Source organism: Erwinia sp. PsM31, assembly GCF_030433775.1.
Lineage (GTDB): Bacteria > Pseudomonadota > Gammaproteobacteria > Enterobacterales > Enterobacteriaceae > Erwinia > Erwinia aeris.
Genome location: NZ_JARUWZ010000005.1, coordinates 214,070 through 231,032, shown reverse-complemented (window position 1 = coordinate 231,032; position 16,963 = coordinate 214,070). Strand labels below are relative to the sequence as shown.

Annotated in this window: 14 protein-coding genes and 1 pseudogene; 10 read left to right on the top strand and 5 right to left on the bottom strand. The window is 57.7% G+C overall.

The genetic code is table 11. The features are described 5' to 3' along the window. Positions 1-26: 26 nt before the first annotated feature. From leuD to QCD69_RS06665, 5 genes are all read right to left on the bottom strand, one after another. Positions 27-632, bottom strand: a complete 606-nt coding sequence (gene leuD / locus QCD69_RS06685; RefSeq protein ID WP_253455293.1) for a 3-isopropylmalate dehydratase small subunit — start codon at positions 630-632, stop codon at positions 27-29. A gap of 2 nt (positions 633-634) precedes the next feature. Further along, positions 635-2,038: a 3-isopropylmalate dehydratase large subunit gene (gene leuC / locus QCD69_RS06680; protein ID WP_301251461.1), complete on the bottom strand. Its 1,404-nt coding sequence runs from the start codon at positions 2,036-2,038 to the stop codon at positions 635-637. Between the two features lie 2 nt (positions 2,039-2,040). Beyond that, complete coding sequence (leuB, locus tag QCD69_RS06675; protein ID WP_253455291.1) at positions 2,041-3,129, bottom strand: 3-isopropylmalate dehydrogenase; 1,089 nt, start codon at positions 3,127-3,129, stop codon at positions 2,041-2,043. Next, positions 3,129-4,688, bottom strand: a complete 1,560-nt coding sequence (gene leuA / locus QCD69_RS06670) for a 2-isopropylmalate synthase (RefSeq protein WP_253455290.1) — start codon at positions 4,686-4,688, stop codon at positions 3,129-3,131. Before leuA ends, leuB begins: the two co-directional genes overlap by 1 nt. Before the next feature lie 256 nt (positions 4,689-4,944). Continuing rightward, positions 4,945-5,130: a hypothetical protein gene (locus QCD69_RS06665; RefSeq protein ID WP_301251460.1), complete on the bottom strand. Its 186-nt coding sequence runs from the start codon at positions 5,128-5,130 to the stop codon at positions 4,945-4,947. Between the two features lie 467 nt (positions 5,131-5,597). On the opposite strand from QCD69_RS06665, the gene ilvI reads away from it, so the two are divergent. From ilvI to mraY, 10 genes and pseudogenes are all read left to right on the top strand, one after another. Then, a complete protein-coding gene (gene ilvI, locus QCD69_RS06660) occupies positions 5,598-7,319 on the top strand; it encodes an acetolactate synthase 3 large subunit (protein WP_253455288.1) in 1,722 nt (573 codons plus the stop codon). 2 nt (positions 7,320-7,321) lie between these two features. After that, positions 7,322-7,813, top strand: coding sequence for an acetolactate synthase small subunit (gene ilvN, locus QCD69_RS06655; protein ID WP_125288984.1), 492 nt, complete (start codon positions 7,322-7,324; stop codon positions 7,811-7,813). Between the two features lie 192 nt (positions 7,814-8,005). Next, positions 8,006-9,016 carry a catabolite repressor/activator gene (gene cra / locus QCD69_RS06650; protein WP_253455287.1) on the top strand — a complete coding sequence of 337 codons (1,011 nt, stop codon included), beginning with the start codon at positions 8,006-8,008 and terminating at the stop codon, positions 9,014-9,016. Positions 9,017-9,562: 546 nt separating this feature from the next. Further along, entirely contained in the window at positions 9,563-10,021 is a 459-nt protein-coding gene (mraZ, locus tag QCD69_RS06645) for a division/cell wall cluster transcriptional repressor MraZ (RefSeq protein WP_125288986.1), read from the top strand. 2 nt (positions 10,022-10,023) lie between these two features. Continuing rightward, on the top strand, positions 10,024-10,965 hold the full coding sequence (gene rsmH, locus QCD69_RS06640; protein WP_253455286.1) for a 16S rRNA (cytosine(1402)-N(4))-methyltransferase RsmH: 942 nt from the start codon (positions 10,024-10,026) through the stop codon (positions 10,963-10,965). Next, a complete protein-coding gene (gene ftsL, locus QCD69_RS06635; RefSeq protein WP_253455285.1) occupies positions 10,962-11,282 on the top strand; it encodes a cell division protein FtsL in 321 nt (106 codons plus the stop codon). The genes rsmH and ftsL overlap by 4 nt, the downstream gene beginning before the upstream one ends. Positions 11,283-11,290: 8 nt before the next feature. Continuing rightward, positions 11,291-13,055: pseudogene (locus QCD69_RS06630) on the top strand (peptidoglycan glycosyltransferase FtsI). Then, complete coding sequence (gene murE / locus QCD69_RS06625; protein ID WP_301251457.1) at positions 13,042-14,529, top strand: UDP-N-acetylmuramoyl-L-alanyl-D-glutamate--2,6-diaminopimelate ligase; 1,488 nt, start codon at positions 13,042-13,044, stop codon at positions 14,527-14,529. The pseudogene QCD69_RS06630 and the gene murE overlap by 14 nt, the downstream one beginning before the upstream one ends. Next, entirely contained in the window at positions 14,526-15,887 is a 1,362-nt protein-coding gene (murF, locus tag QCD69_RS06620) for a UDP-N-acetylmuramoyl-tripeptide--D-alanyl-D-alanine ligase (RefSeq protein ID WP_301251455.1), read from the top strand. The genes murE and murF overlap by 4 nt, the downstream gene beginning before the upstream one ends. Next, on the top strand, positions 15,881-16,963 hold the full coding sequence (mraY, locus tag QCD69_RS06615) for a phospho-N-acetylmuramoyl-pentapeptide-transferase (RefSeq protein WP_253455282.1): 1,083 nt from the start codon (positions 15,881-15,883) through the stop codon (positions 16,961-16,963). Before murF ends, mraY begins: the two co-directional genes overlap by 7 nt.

Here is a 16,963-nt window from a genome sequence, read left to right as displayed (position 1 = left end):
TCGGGCCGCTTTTAAACCGACTGAAGCTAGCGCAAGAACGCTGGCTGCCGCCGTTCGTACTCGCTGATGCTGGCTTCGTGCTGCAGCGTCAGGCCAATACTATCCAGCCCGTTCAGCAGGCAGTGACGACGGAAAGGATCGATGCTGAAAGCGTAACGCTTGTCGCCTGCCACCACTTCCTGCCTGTCCAAATCCACGGTAAAGCTGACGCCCGGCTCGGCGGCGACCCGTTGAAACAGCGCATCCATTTCGGCTTCGCTTAACGTCACCAGCAGCAGCTGATTATTAAACGCGTTATTGGCAAAAATATCGGCGAAATCACTGCCGATAATCGCCTGGATACCGTAGTCGGTCAGCGCCCAGGGCGCGTGTTCGCGCGAAGATCCACAGCCGAAGTTCTCCCTCGTCAGCATAATGCTGGCGCCGCGAAAGGCCGGTTTATTCAGGATAAAGTCAGGGTCAGGGATCTGACCTTCCGCATCCTTGTAGCGCCAGTCGTAAAACAGGTTGCGGCCAAAACCGGTGCGCGTCACCATCTGTAAAAACTGCTTCGGGATAATGGCGTCGGTGTCGACGTTGGCGGCGTCCATCGGTACCACCACGCCCGTATGCTGCGTAAATTTTTTCGCCATAGTTACTCCTTATCCAGCTCGCGGATATCGGCAAAGCGACCGGCTACCGCCGCAGCGGCTGCCATCGCCGGGCTGAGCAAATGCGTACGTCCGCCACGGCCCTGACGGCCTTCGAAATTACGGTTGCTGGTTGAGGCGCAGCGCTCGCCCGGACTCAGGCGATCGTTATTCATCGCCAGACACATCGAGCAGCCGGGCAGGCGCCATTCGAAACCGGCAGCCAGAAAGATTTGATCCAGACCTTCCGCTTCGGCCTGTGCTTTGACCGGCCCGGAGCCGGGCACGACGTAAGCCTGCACGCCAGCGGCGATTTTATGTCCTTTGACCACGGAGGCCGCCGCGCGCAGATCCTCAATACGGGAATTGGTGCAGGAGCCGATAAATACCTTATCGATCCGCACGTCAGTCAGCCTGATGCCCGGTTTGAGATCCATATAGGCCAGCGCTTTTTCCGCCGAGGCGCGTTCAATGGGATCGCTGAAGCTGGCGGGATCGGGGATGACGTCGTTGACGGCGATCACCTGGCCGGGATTGGTGCCCCAGGTGACCTGCGGCGCGATCTCACTGGCATTAAGCGTCACGACTTTATCAAAGCGGGCACCGCTATCGGATTTCAGCGTGCGCCAGTAGGCGACTGCCTGTTCCCAGGCCCGATCTTTGGGCGCAAACTGGCGGCCCTTCACATAATTAAACGTGGTCTCATCCGGCGCGACCAGGCCCGCTTTCGCGCCCAGCTCAATCGCCATATTGCACAGCGTCATGCGGCCTTCCATGCTGAGCTGCTCCACGGCCGGGCCGCAGAACTCCACCACGTGCCCGTTGCCGCCGCCGCTGCCGGTTTTACCGATGATCGCCAGCGCGATATCCTTGGCGGTAATGCCCGGCGCCGTCTGCCCCACGACTTCGATCTTCATGGTTTTAGCGCGCGACTGCTTCAGCGTCTGCGTTGCCAGCACGTGTTCGACTTCTGACGTGCCGATGCCAAACGCCAGCGCGCCGAAAGCGCCGTGGGTAGAAGTATGCGAATCGCCGCAGACGATGGTCATACCGGGCAGCGACATGCCCTGTTCAGGCCCGATAACGTGCACAATGCCCTGAAAAGGATGCTTCAGATCGTACAGCCGCACGCCGAATTCTTCGCAGTTTTTGATCAGCATCGACATCTGAATGCGCGCCATCTCGCCGCTGGCGTTGATATCCCGCGTTTGCGTAGAGACGTTGTGATCCATCGTGGCGAAAGTTTTACCCGGCTGACGCACCGGGCGGCCGTGCGCGCGCAGACCGTCAAAAGCCTGCGCCGAGGTCACTTCATGCACCAGGTGCCTGTCGATATAAAGCAGCGGCGTCTCGTCAGGCGCTTCATACACGACATGGGCGTCAAACAGCTTCTCGTATAATGTTTTCATAATCAGGCTTCGCGGATAAATCGGGCGATAACGGAACCCATCTCCTCGGTGCCGACGGCATCGCCGTCGCCAGCCAGGTCGCCGGTACGGTAATTTTCTGCCAGCGCGCGGCTGATGGCCTGCTCAATGGCATCGGCCGCGTCGGCGGCTTGCAGGCTGTAGCGCAGCAGCAGCGCCAGCGACAGGATCTGAGCGACAGGATTGGCAATATTTTTTCCGGCGATATCCGGCGCGGAGCCGCCTGCCGGTTCAAACAGGCCAAAACCCTGTTCGTTAAGGCTGGCGGAAGGCAGCATCCCCATCGAGCCGGTAATCATCGCGCACTCGTCGGAGAGAATATCGCCAAACAGGTTAGAGCAAAGCATAACGTCGAACTGTGAAGGTTCTTTGATCAGCTGCATCGTGGCGTTATCAATATACATATGATGCAGCTCGACATCCGGGTAATCCTGCGCCACTTCCGTTACGATCTGCCGCCATAAAATGGACGATTGCAGCACGTTTGCTTTATCAATCGACGTCACTTTTTTACGGCGCTTGCGGGCAGATTCAAAGGCGATGCGGGCGATGCGTTCGATCTCGAAGCGGTGATAAACCTCGGTATCAAAGGCGCGCTCGTGCTGGCCGCTGCCTTCACGGCCTTTCGGCTGGCCGAAATAGATGCCGCCGGTCAGCTCGCGCACCACCAGAATATCGAAGCCTTTGGCGGCGATATCTGCGCGTAGCGGGCAGAACGCTTCCAGCCCCTGATGCAGGCTGGCCGGCCGCAGGTTGCTGAACAGTCTGAAGTGCTTACGCAACGGCAGCAGCGCGCCGCGCTCCGGCTGCTCCGCTGGCGGCAGGTGTTCCCATTTCGGGCCGCCGACGGAGCCAAACAGGATCGCATCCGCCTGTTCGCAGCCCGCCACGGTGGCTGGCGGCAGCGGCTCGCCGTGACGGTCGATGGCAATGCCGCCGACGTCATACTCGCTGGTGGTGATGCGCAGATCGAAACGCTGACGTACCGCATCCAGCACCTTCGCGGCCTGCGCCATGACTTCCGGCCCGATGCCGTCGCCCGGCAATACGGCAATATGATAAGTCCTTGTCATTATACGGCTTCCTTTTCGTTGGCTTTGCGCTGCAATTCCTGCTCGACCTGACGCGCGCGCCAGATATTGTTCAGGGCGTTGATCATGGCTTTGGCGGAGGATTCCACGATATCCGTCGCCAGGCCCACGCCGTGGAATTTACGGCCGTTATAGTTCACCACGATATCAACCTGGCCCAGCGCGTCTTTGCCATGGCCTTTGGCGGTCAGCTGATATTTCACCAGCTCGATATCAAAGTCGGTAATACGGTTGATCGCCTGGTAAACGGCATCCACCGGCCCGTTGCCCGTCGCGGCTTCGGCGATAGATTCTTCTCCGCAGTTCAGCTTGACCGAAGCGGTTGCCATCACGCTGGAGCCGGACTGCACGCTGAAGTAGTCCAGGCGGAAATGTTCCGGCTCTTCGTTCTGCTTGTTAATAAAGGCCAGCGCTTCCAGATCGTAATCGAACACCTGGCCCTTTTTATCGGCCAGCTTCAGGAAGGCGTCGTACAGGCTGTCCAGATTGTAATCCTGCTCTTTGTAACCCATCTCCTCCATGCGGTGTTTCACGGCCGCACGACCGGAGCGAGAGGTCAGGTTCAGCTGGATTTGGTGCAGGCCGATCGATTCCGGCGTCATAATTTCGTAGTTTTCGCGGTTTTTCAGCACGCCGTCCTGGTGAATACCGGAGGAGTGGGCGAAAGCGCCGCTGCCCACCACGGCTTTATTGGCCGGGATTGGCATATTGCAGATCTGGCTGACCAGCTGGCTGGTGCGGTAGATTTCCTGATGGTGAATATGGGTATGCACGTTCATCAGCTGGCTGCGGGTTTTTATCGCCATGATGGCTTCTTCCAGCGCACAGTTGCCCGCACGCTCGCCCAAACCGTTAATGGTGCCCTCAATCTGGCGCGCGCCAGCCTGCACGGCGGCGATAGAATTGCCGACCGCCATGCCCAAATCGTCATGGGTATGCACTGACAGGATCGCTTTGTCGATATTGGGTACGCGGTTGCGCAGCTGGGTGAAAATGTTGCTGTACTCGCTCGGCAGGGTGTAGCCCACGGTGTCAGGGATATTGATGGTAGTGGCGCCGGCGTTGATGGCAGCTTCCACGACGCGGCACAGATCGTCGATTGGCGTCCGACCGCCGTCTTCGCAGGAAAATTCGACGTCGTCGGTGTAGTTACGCGCATGTTTTACCATGCGCACGGCGCGCTCGATCACTTCCGGCAGCGTGCTGCGCAGCTTGGTGGCGATATGCATGGGCGACGTCGCCAGAAAGGTGTGGATGCGGTAGGCTTCGGCCACGCGCAGCGCTTCGTAAGCCGCATCGATATCTTTTTCCACACAGCGGGCCAGCGCGCAAACACGGCTGTTTTTTACCTGGCGAGCGATAGTCTGCACGGATTCGAAGTCGCCTGGCGAAGAAACCGGAAAACCGACCTCCATCACGTCAACGCCCATACGCTCCAGCGCCAGCGCTATCTGCAATTTCTCTTTCACGCTCAGGCTGGCCTGCAATGCCTGTTCGCCATCACGCAGCGTGGTATCGAAAATAATAACTTGTTGGCTCATCAGATAATTCCTTTCATGTTTGCATCGCTAATGCTACGAGCATAAAAAAACCCGCGCAGTAGCGCGGGTTTTTTAGTTTGCAAGCCTGAATCAGTGATTCATTCCGCCCACAAGTCTACCGCGCATAAATATGCGTTTAGTAGTAGACCAGGTAGGAGGAGGGTACGGATCATTGAGTCAGGCCTCATAAATTTGCTGTTCCTTTATTGATACTTGAAAGCGGGGGGCGATGTCAAGGCGAGTCACAAGGTTATAATTAGCGACGTAAAATCAGCGCAGAGAAATTATTCTGGCTCAGCAAAGGCAGACAGAACAAAAAGGCGTACGGCAGGCCGCCCAGCAGAAAACCATCGAAAAACAAAAGGGAGTGCTGGCGGATTTTAGAAAAAATAGCCTTTTTTATCAGTTTGTTACATAGGTTTTTTTTATAAATAACTTTCACCGGCAATGCCCGGTTAGTTAGCGCATTCTTTTTCAGATAGATCGGGAAGCAGCAGAAAAAACTAAATCCGCCGCGATGTTTGAACAGGTAAACTTTATTCAAAGAAGTTCACTCATTAATAACGAAACGATCACACTGGAAAATAAAGCGCAGTCAGCATAAACCGCTTTTTTCCTGGCGAATAGTTAGTGTAAACGTCGACGCGTTGGCGAAACAGGTAGTGCCTTAATGAGGGCTTTCATTCATCAGTCACGTGCAGGACGTTTGCCTGTCGGGTTTTCTGCGGTTATGGTAAATCTTCACTCAAAGCAAAAATAAAACGGGCATCGCCCTGTACCTGGCCGCTGAAAATATTTTTAGCGGTTGAATAAACACAGGTTTTGAACTTATCGGCAGGCAGGCGTTATTTTCTGCATAAGCGCGTTAAGCACGTCGGTAAATCAGCACCTTAAAGCCTGGAGGCAAAAATGGAGATGTTGTCAGGAGCCGAGATGGTGGTCCGATCGTTAATCGATCAGGGCGTAAAACATGTGTTCGGCTACCCCGGCGGGGCAGTACTGGATATCTATGACGCATTGCAAACCGTGGGCGGCATTGACCACGTGCTGGTGCGCCATGAGCAGGGCGCTGTACATATGGCCGATGGCTACGCACGCGCTACCGGCGAAACCGGCGTGGTGCTGGTCACGTCCGGGCCGGGCGCCACCAACGCTATTACCGGCATTGCCACCGCCTATATGGATTCTATTCCTATGGTCGTGCTCTCCGGGCAGGTTCCTTCCTCCCTTATTGGCTATGACGCCTTCCAGGAGTGCGACATGGTCGGTATTTCGCGGCCGATCGTCAAACACAGCTTTATGGTGAGGCAGGTTGAAGATATCCCCACCGTCGTGAAAAAAGCCTTCTGGCTGGCGGCCAGCGGGCGTCCCGGCCCGGTGGTGATCGACCTGCCAAAAGATATGATGAATCCGGCGAACAAGCTGCCGTATCAGTGGCCGGAATCGGTCAGTATGCGCTCTTACAATCCCACGACGCAGGGGCATCGGGGCCAAATCAAGCGCGCGCTGCAAAGCCTGCTGGCGGCGAAAAAACCCGTTCTCTATGCGGGCGGCGGCGTAATCAATGCCGACTGCGCCAACGAGCTGCGCGAGTTCGCCGAACAACTCAATTTGCCGGTGACCTGCTCGCTGATGGGCCTGGGCGCTTTCCCCGGCACCCATCGCCAGTGTTTAGGCATGTTGGGGATGCACGGCACCTATGAAGCGAATATGACGATGCACAATGCCGACGTTATTTTCGCCGTTGGCGTGCGTTTCGATGACCGCACCACCAATAATTTAATGAAGTATTGTCCGAACGCGACGGTGCTGCATATTGATATTGATCCCGCGACTATCTCCAAAACCGTGCCGGCAGATGTGCCTATCGTCGGCGATGCCCGCGATGTGCTGAAGCAGATGCTGGAGATGCTAAAACAGCACAGCGAGCAGGATTGCGACAGCCTGCGCGACTGGTGGCAGAGCATCGAACAGTGGCGAGCACGTCAGTGTCTGGCGTTCGATCGCAGCAGCGAGAAAATCAAACCGCAGGCGGTAATCGAAACGATCTGGCGTCTGACCAACGGCGACGCCTACGTGACCTCCGACGTGGGGCAGCATCAGATGTTCGCCGCGCTTTATTACCCCTTTGACAAGCCGCGCCGCTGGATCAACTCGGGCGGTCTGGGCACGATGGGCTTCGGCCTGCCTGCCGCGCTGGGCGTCAAGCTGGCGCTGCCGGAGGAAACCGTGGTTTGCGTCACGGGCGACGGCAGTATTCAGATGAATATTCAGGAGCTGTCGACCGCGCTGCAATATAATCTGCCGGTGCTGGTGCTGAGCCTTAACAATCGCTATCTGGGCATGGTGAAGCAGTGGCAGGATATGATCTATTCGGGACGGCATTCGCAATCCTATATGGAGTCGCTGCCCGATTTTATCAGGCTGGCGGAGGCTTACGGCCATGTCGGCATCGGCATTAATCATCCGCATGAGCTGGAAGAAAAACTGAGCCAGGCGCTGGTAGAGCTGCGTAAAGGCCGCCTGGTGTTTGTGGACGTTAACGTTGACGGCAGCGAGCACGTTTACCCGATGCAGATCCGCGGCGGCGGAATGGACGAAATGTGGCTGAGCAAAACGGAGAGGACATAATTATGCGTCGTGTTTTATCGGTACTGCTGGAAAACGAATCCGGCGCATTATCGCGGGTAGTGGGGCTTTTTTCTCAGCGCGGCTACAACATCGAAAGCCTGACCGTCGCGCCTACTGACGATCCGACGCTGTCGCGGATGACTATTCAGACCGTGGGCGACGAGAAGGTGCTGGAGCAGATTGAAAAGCAGCTGCACAAGCTGGTGGACGTGCTGCGCGTCACGGAGCTGGGCCAGGGCGCGTTTGTCGAGCGCGAGATCATGCTGGTGAAAATCCAGGCGACCGGCTACGGGCGTGAAGAGGTTAAGCGTAGCGCGGAAATCTTCCGTGGGCAGATCGTCGACGTGACGCCTTCGCTTTATACGGTTCAGCTGGCGGGCACCAGCGACAAGCTGGACGCTTTTTTAAGCACCGTTCGTGAAGTGGCGGAAATCGTTGAGGTTGCACGTTCAGGCGTTGTCGGCGTTGCGCGCGGCGAGCGAATTATGCGCTGATTGCCCCGCGTGATAATTGCGAAAAGCTTCTAACCCGGCGTAATGCCGGGTTTTTTTATTTTTGCCAGAAAGCTCCCGACTGGGGCTAAAAGAGGTTGCTGGCGCAGCCGTTAGATGTAAGATTATCTTATCCTTAGCCGCGACATGGCTATTTTTTCTGCGCCGTCATGGTGCCTGAAGCGTGGAGTTATTGTGAAACTGGATGAAATTGCGCGTCTTGCTGGTGTATCGCGCACGACGGCCAGCTACGTTATAAACGGAAAAGCCCGGCAGTATCGTGTCAGCGACAAGACCGTAGAAAAAGTCATGGCGGTGGTTCGCGAGCATAATTATCACCCTAATGCGGTCGCCGCAGGTTTAAGGGCAGGGCGTACCCGCTCGATAGGCCTGGTTATTCCCGATTTAGAGAATACCAGCTATACGCGGATCGCGAATTATCTGGAGCGCCAGGCCCGTCAGCGCGGCTATCAGCTGCTGATCGCCTGCTCCGAAGATCAGCCGGATAACGAAATGCGCTGCGTGGAACACCTGTTACAGCGCAAGGTAGACGCGATTATCGTTTCGACCTCCCTGCCGCCGGAACACCCTTTTTACCAGCGCTGGATTAACGATCCGCTGCCGATCGTAGCGCTGGATCGCGCACTGGATCGCGAACACTTCACCAGCGTCGTCGGCGCCGATCAGGATGATGCCGAGATGCTGGCGGCCGAACTGCGCAAGCAGCCGGCTGAATCCATTCTTTACCTCGGCGCGCTGCCGGAGCTGTCCGTCAGCTTCCTGCGTGAAATGGGCTTTCGCCAGGCGTGGCAGGGCGACGAGCGCCATATCGACTATATCTATGCCAACAGCTTTGAGCGCACGGCGGCGGCGGCGCTGTTTGAAACCTGGCTGGAAACGCACGCCATGCCCGATGCGCTGTTTACCACCTCTTTTGGTCTGCTGCAGGGCGTGATGGACGTGGCGCTGAAGCGGGAAGGGCGGATGCCGACCGATTTATCAATAGCCACCTTCGGCGATCATGAGCTGCTGGATTTTCTGGATTGTCCGGTACTGGCGGTAGGTCAGCGTCATCGCGACGTGGCCGAGCGGGTGCTGGAACTGGTGCTGGCCAGCCTGGACGAGCCGCGTAAGCCAAAACCCGGCCTGACGCGTATCCGTCGCAATCTTTACCGGCGTGGACGCCTGAGCCGTAAAGGAAGTTAATCAGTTGCTAAAAGGGTGTCTTTTATTGGCACCTTTTATTTTTCTGGTTTCGCGACTTTTCGCGCGGTGCCGGATGCCCAAATAAGACCGGTGCGTTTTTGGTTTGTCGTTAGCGTAAATAAAAGTAAAGATAAAGTTTCAAATGATTTTAACTTTCCGAAAATGCACGCTTATTAAAACGTTAGCGACACGCCTTCGCTGCCGCATCAGGCAGAACGGCACTATCAGGCCATTTTCTTAGGAAATTCCTTAAAATACCGGTCAACGGCTAAAGTTGGCGGCCGGAATTTTACGGGTAACGGCTGGTATATTTTTGAACAACTCAGACTTTCTCATCAATTTCCCGTCACTATTCATTAGTTTAATTTTCGATAGCGCGCTAAAGGCGCTTCTTTTTTAACTCTTTGCTGTTTTTTCTGGAAAAGAAATAATTCTTCAGGGCCTGCGCTGTCGCTTGACAATGATTTCCTCCGCTCCGTACACTCCTCCGGGTGGGAATTTGTGGTGTAAAGTGGGACTTAAGGGTAACCAAAGGGGAAGACTGGCATGTTCCGTGGAGCAACGTTAGTCAATCTCGACGGCAAAGGGCGACTGGCTGTGCCCATGCGCTACCGCGAAACGCTGATCGGGGAATCTCAGGGGCAAATGGTGTGTACTATTGACCTCCATCAGCCATGCCTGCTGCTTTACACCCTGCCTGAATGGGAAATTATTGAACGTAAGCTGGCTCGCTTATCGAGCATGAACCCGGTAGAGCGCCGTATTCAGCGCTTGTTGCTTGGTCATGCCAGCGAATGCCAGATGGATAATGCAGGCCGTTTGCTGATTGCGGGTACGCTCCGTCAGCACGCGAATCTGACCAAAGAAGTGATGCTGGTTGGACAGTTTAACAAGTTTGAGCTGTGGGATGAACAGACCTGGTATCAACAAGTCAGGGAGGATATTGACGCGGAGCAGTCGTCTCAGGAACCGCTATCTGAGCGCTTGCAGGACTTGTCATTATAGCTATGCAGGAAAATTTTAAACATACCACGGTGCTGCTGGACGAGGCGGTCAACGGCCTCAATATCAAACCAGACGGCATCTATATTGATGGCACCTTTGGACGAGGCGGGCATTCCCGACTGATCCTCTCCGCGCTGGGCGAACAGGGGCGTCTGTACGCCATCGACCGCGACCCGCAGGCTATTGCCGCCGCCGCCGCCATTACCGATCCGCGCTTTACCATTATACATGGGCCTTTCTCCGCGCTGGCGGAGTATGTTGACGCGCGCGGGCTGACCGGCCGCATCGACGGCATTTTACTGGATTTGGGCGTCTCTTCGCCGCAGCTGGATGATGCCGAACGCGGCTTCTCTTTTATGCGCGACGGCCCGCTGGATATGCGCATGGATCCGACCAAAGGCTTATCTGCTGCGCAGTGGCTGCTTCAGGCAGAGGAGAGCGATATCGCCTTTGTGCTGAAAACCTTTGGCGAAGAGCGCTTCGCAAAACGCATCGCGCGCGCCATCGTCGAGCGCAACCGCGAGCAGCCAATGACCCGCACCAAAGAGCTGGCGGACGTGATTTATGCCGCTACGCCGGTAAAAGATAAATTCAAGCATCCGGCAACGCGCAGCTTCCAGGCTATCCGTATTTGGGTCAACAGCGAGCTGGAAGAGATTGAAAAAGCGCTGAAAGGCGCGCTTTCCGCGCTGGCGCCGCAGGGCCGCCTGTCGGTGATCAGCTTCCACTCGCTGGAAGACCGTATCGTCAAACGCTTTATGCGCGAACAGAGCCGTGGCCCGCAGGTTCCGGCCGGTATTCCGATGACGGAAGCGCAGCTGAGCAAACTCGGCGGCCGTCAGCTTAAAGCGCTGGGCAAAATGATGCCGGGCGAAGCGGAAGTGGCGGAAAACCCGCGCGCGCGCAGTTCCGTATTACGTATTGCTGAGAGAACAGACGCATGATCGGCAACGAGCGACACAGTTTACCCGGCGTGATTGCAGGCGATCTTTTACGCCACGGCAAAATCCCGCTGATCCTGGCTGTCGCCGTGCTGGTGTCTGCGGTGCTGGTGGTGACCACGGCGCATAAAACCCGCCTGCTCACCGCGCAGCGCGAGCAGCTGGTGCTGGAACGCGACGCGCTGGATATCGAATGGCGCAACCTGATTCTGGAAGAGAATGCGCTGGGCGATCACAGCCGCGTGGAAAGAACGGCGATGGAAAAACTGCAAATGCAGCATGTCGATCCTTCGCAGGAAAATATTGTGGTACAGCCATAAGGGCATAAATGAAAGCCGCAGTTAAGACGCTTAAGACAAAACGTCAGGAAGATCAGGCCAGCTTTGTCAGCTGGCGTTTTGCGTTGTTGTGCGGCTGTATTTTACTCGCGCTGGGCGGACTGCTGGCGCGCATGGCTTATCTGCAGGTGATCAACCCGGATAAGCTGGTGCGGGAAGGCGATATGCGCTCGCTGCGCGTCCAGGCCGTTCCGACCTCTCGTGGCATGATCACCGATCGCGCCGGGCGGCCGCTGGCCGTCAGCGTGCCGGTCAACGCTATCTGGGCCGATCCGAAAGAGCTGCACGCCAAAGGCGGCATCACGCTGGACAGCCGCTGGCAGGCGCTTTCCGATGCGCTTTCCATTCCGCTGGATCAGCTGGCGGCGCGCGTTAACGCCAATCCCAAAGGGCGCTTCGTCTATCTGGCGCGCCAGGTCAATCCGGCCATCGGCGACTACATTAAAAAACTCAAGCTTCCCGGCATCTTTTTACGGGAAGAGTCGCGTCGCTACTATCCGGCAGGGCAGGTCACGTCACATCTGATCGGCTTTACCAACATTGATGGTCAGGGCATTGAAGGCGTCGAAAAGAGCTTTGATAAATGGCTGACGGGCGAGCCGGGCGAGCGCACCGTGCGCAAAGACCGCCATGGCCGCGTGATTGAGGATGTCTCTTCCGTAGACAGCCGGGCGGCGCACAACCTGGCGCTGAGCATTGACGAACGCCTGCAGGCGCTGGTCTATCGCGAACTGAACAACGCCGTCGCCTTTAACAAGGCGGAGTCGGGCACCGCCGTGCTGGTGGATGTTAACACCGGCGAAGTGCTGGCGATGGCCAACAGCCCGGCCTATAACCCGAACAACCTTACCGGCGTTACCAAAGACGTAATGCGCAACCGCGCCATCACCGATATTTTCGAGCCGGGTTCAACCGTCAAACCAATGGTGGTCATGACCGCGCTACAGCGCGGCGTGGTGCGCGAAAACAGCGTGCTGAACACCGTGCCTTACCGCATTAACGGCCATGAGATCAAAGACGTGGCCCGCTATAACGAGCTGACGCTGACCGGCGTTCTGCAAAAATCGAGTAACGTCGGCGTTTCCAGGCTGGCGTTAGCGATGCCGTCCTCGGCGCTGGTAGAAACCTACTCGCACTTTGGACTGGGTAAAGCGACCAATCTGGGACTGGTCGGAGAAAGTAGTGGCTTATATCCCCAAAAACAACGGTGGTCTGACATAGAGAGGGCCACCTTCTCTTTCGGCTACGGGCTGATGGTAACGCCGTTACAGTTAGCGCGAGTCTACGCCACAATCGGCAGCTATGGTCTCTATCGCCCGCTGTCGATTACCAAAGTCGATCCGCCCGTGGGCGGACAGCGCGTATTTTCTGAAGAAGTGGTTCGCACCGTCATGCATATGATGGAGAGCGTGGCGCTGCCCGGCGGCGGCGGCGTAAAAGCGGCCATCAAAGGCTACCGCATCGCCATTAAAACCGGTACGGCGAAAAAAGTCGGGCCGGACGGGCGCTACGTTAACAAATATATTGCCTACACCGCCGGCGTTGCACCGGCAAGCCGTCCCCGTTTTGCGCTGGTGGTGGTGATCAACGATCCCCAGGCCGGTAAATATTACGGCGGCGCGGTTTCGGCTCCGGTGTTTGGCGCCATTATGGGCGGTGTATTGCGCACCATGAATATCGAACCTGATGCGCTACCGGTCGTTGAGAAAAACGAGCTGGTAGACAATAAGTGAGGGATCAAGTGACAGATCGTAATCTGCACGACTTACTGGCGCCGTGGGTGCCTGGCGCGCCCGCGCTGCCGCTGCGTGAAATGATCCTGGACAGCCGTTTAGCGGCTGCCGGCGATCTCTTTGTCGCCGTAAAAGGCCATACGGCAGACGGCCGTCGTTTTATTCCCCAGGCTATCGCGCAGGGCGTGGCGGCGATTATCGCCGAAGCGGAAGGCGAAGCGGAAGATGGCGACATCACTACCGTGCACGGCGTGCCGGTGATTTATCTGGCGCAGCTGAGCCAGCGGCTTTCCGCGCTGGCCGGGCGCTTTTACCAGCAGCCGGGCGAAAAACTGCGCCTGATTGGCGTGACCGGCACCAATGGCAAAACCACCACCACTCAGCTGCTGGCGCAATGGGCGCAGCTGCTGGGCGAAACCGGCGCGGTGATGGGCACCGTCGGCAACGGCCTTTACGGGCATCTGGCGCCGGTTGAAAACACGACCGGCTCGGCGGTTGAGGTACAGCAGACGCTGGCTTCGCTGGTGGAGCAGGGCGCGACGCTGGCCGCGATGGAGGTTTCCTCCCACGGTCTGGTGCAGCATCGCGTAGCGGCGCTGCCTTTTGCCGCTGCGGCCTTTACCAACCTCAGCCGCGATCACCTGGACTACCACGGTGATATGACGCGCTATGAGTCCGCCAAATGGCTGCTTTTCTCCGAGCACATGGTCGGCCAGGCCATTATCAATGCCGATGACGAGACGGGACGCCGCTGGCTGGCGAACCTGCCGGACGCCGTTGCCGTTACGCTGGAAGATAACCTGGAGCCGGGCTGGCATGGCCGCTGGCTGAAGGCGACGGACGTGCGCTATCACGACAACGGCGCCGCCATCCGTTTTGACTCCAGCTGGGGCGGCGGCGAGCTGGAAAGCCGTCTGATGGGCGCGTTTAACGTCAGCAATCTGCTGGTGGCGCTGGCTACGCTGTTGGCGCTGGGTTATCCGCTCAACGAGCTGGTGGCGACCGGCAACCGACTACAGCCGGTCACCGGCCGTATGGAAGTCTTCAGCTCGCCCGCGAAGCCAACGGTAGTGGTGGATTATGCCCACACGCCGGACGCGCTGGAAAAAGCGCTGGAGGCCGCTCGCCTGCACTGTAAAGGCAAGCTGTGGTGCGTCTTCGGCTGCGGCGGCGATCGCGACAAAGGCAAGCGTCCGCTGATGGGCGCCATTGCCGAGCAGTTCTCCGACGTGGTGGTGATCACCGACGATAACCCGCGCAGCGAAGATCCTGCCGCTATCGTGGCCGACATTCTGACCGGCCTGCTCGATCCGGGCCGCGCCCGCGTGGTAGCCGGACGAGCACAGGCGGTCACTAACGCCATCATGCAGGCTAAAGAAGAAGATATCGTGCTGGTTGCCGGTAAAGGTCATGAAGATTATCAAATCGTCGGCAACCGTCGGCTGGACTATTCCGACCGCGAAACCGTGGCGCGTTTGCTGGGGGTGATGGCATGATCGCACTCTCTCTGCAAAAGCTGGCTGAGATTACCGGCGGTGAACTAATCGGCAGCGACCTTACCTTTAGCGAAGTGACCACCGATACGCGCAAGATAAGCGCCGGCTGTCTGTTTATCGCGCTGAAGGGCGAGCGTTTTGACGCGCACGAGCTGGTCGGCGACGCAATAGCGGCCGGTTCGGCGGCTCTGTTAGTCAGTAAGCACTTACCTGTTGCGGTTCCTCAGGTGGTGGTCAGCGATACGCGCATAGCGCTGGGCCGGCTGGCCGGCTGGGTTCGCCAGCAGTCGACGGCGCGCGTCGTGGCGCTGACCGGCTCTTCCGGCAAAACCTCGGTCAAAGAGATGACCGCCGCCATTCTGCGCCAGTGCGGCGAAACGCTGTATACCGCAGGCAATCTGAATAACGATATCGGCGTCCCGCTGACGCTGCTGCGTCTGAGCGCGCAGCACCAGTACGCGGTGATTGAGCTGGGCGCTAACCATCAGGGCGAAATCGCCTGGACCACCAGCCTGGCGCGACCGGAAACGGCGCTGGTCAACAACCTGGCGGCCGCGCACCTGGAAGGGTTCGGCTCGCTGGCAGGCGTGGCCAAAGCCAAAGGCGAAATTTTTCAGGGGCTGCCGGACAACGGCACCGCCATTCTGAACGCCGACAGCAACGACGAGGCTAACTGGCAGCCGATGCTGAAGGGCAAAACGGTCTGGCACTTCTCTTCCCAACCGCAGGCCGAAAGCGAGTTCGCCGCCAGCGATGTGCAAATCACCAGCTCTGGCACCCATTTTGTGATGAAAACGCCTGTAGGCAGCGTAGCCGTTCAGCTGCCGCTGCCGGGGCGTCACAATATCGCGAATGCGCTGGCCGCCGCCGCGCTGGCTATCTCCGTCGGCGCTTCCCTGGAAGCGGTACAGCTTGGCTTAGGCCAGCTTGAAGCCGTGCCGGGCCGCCTTTTCCCGGTTCTGCTGGCGGAAAATCAGCTGCTGCTGGACGACAGCTATAACGCCAACGTCGGCTCGATGACCGCAGCGGCTCAGGTGCTGGCGGATATGCCGGGCTATCGCGTGATGGTCACCGGCGATATGGCGGAGCTGGGCGAGGAGGCCGAAGCGTGCCATCGCGAAGTGGGCGAAGCGGCCCGTCGTGCCGGTATTGATAAGGTGCTTAGCGTGGGCACATTAAGCCGTGCTATCGGCGAGGCCAGCGGCGTGGGCGAACATTTTACCGATAAGGCTGCCGTCACGGCGCGTCTGCGGACGCTGCTGGCGGAACAGCCGACGATCACCATTTTAGTTAAAGGTTCACGTAGTGCCGCCATGGAGCAGGTAGTACAGAGCTTACAGGAGAAAAGAACATGCTAGTCTGGCTGGCCGAACATCTGGTCGCTTTTTATTCAGGCTTTAACGTCTTTTCCTATCTGACGTTTCGCGCCATCGTCAGCCTGCTGACCGCGCTGTTTATCTCGCTGTGGATGGGGCCGCGCATGATCGCCCGCCTGCAGGAAATGTCCTTCGGTCAGGTCGTGCGTAACGACGGCCCGGAATCGCACTTCAGCAAGCGCGGCACGCCGACCATGGGCGGCATTATGATCCTGTTCTCTATTACCGTCTCGGTGCTGATGTGGGCCTATCCGTCCAACCCTTACGTCTGGTGCGTGCTGGTGGTGCTGGTGGGCTTTGGCATCATTGGGTTTGTGGACGATTACCGCAAGGTGGTGCGTAAAGATACGAAAGGGCTGATCGCGCGCTGGAAATACTTCTGGATGTCGGTGATTTCGCTGGGCGTCGCCTTTACGCTCTATGCGACAGGAAAAGGCACGCCGGCGACGCAGCTGGTGGTGCCGTTCTTCAAGGACATCATGCCGCAGCTTGGCCTGTTTTACGTGGTGCTCGCCTACTTCGTTATCGTCGGCACCGGTAATGCGGTGAACCTGACCGACGGGCTGGACGGCCTGGCGATCATGCCTACCGTTTTTGTGGCCGCCGGTTTTGCGTTGGTTGCCTGGGCCACCGGTAATATGAACTTCGCTAACTACCTGCATATTCCCTATCTGCGCCACGCTGGCGAACTGGTGATTGTCTGTACGGCGATCGTCGGCGCCGGGCTGGGCTTTTTATGGTTTAACACCTATCCGGCGCAGGTCTTTATGGGTGACGTCGGATCGCTGGCGCTGGGCGGCGCGCTGGGCACCATCGCCGTGCTGCTGCGTCAGGAGTTTTTGCTGGTGATTATGGGCGGCGTCTTTGTGGTGGAAACCCTGTCGGTGATCCTACAGGTGGGGTCGTTCAAGCTGCGCGGCCAGCGAATTTTCCGCATGGCGCCTATTCATCATCATTACGAACTTAAAGGCTGGCCGGAACCGCGCGTTATCGTACGTTTCTGGATCATTTCACTGATGCTGGTGCTGATTGGCCTGGCGACGCTGAAGGTGCGGTAA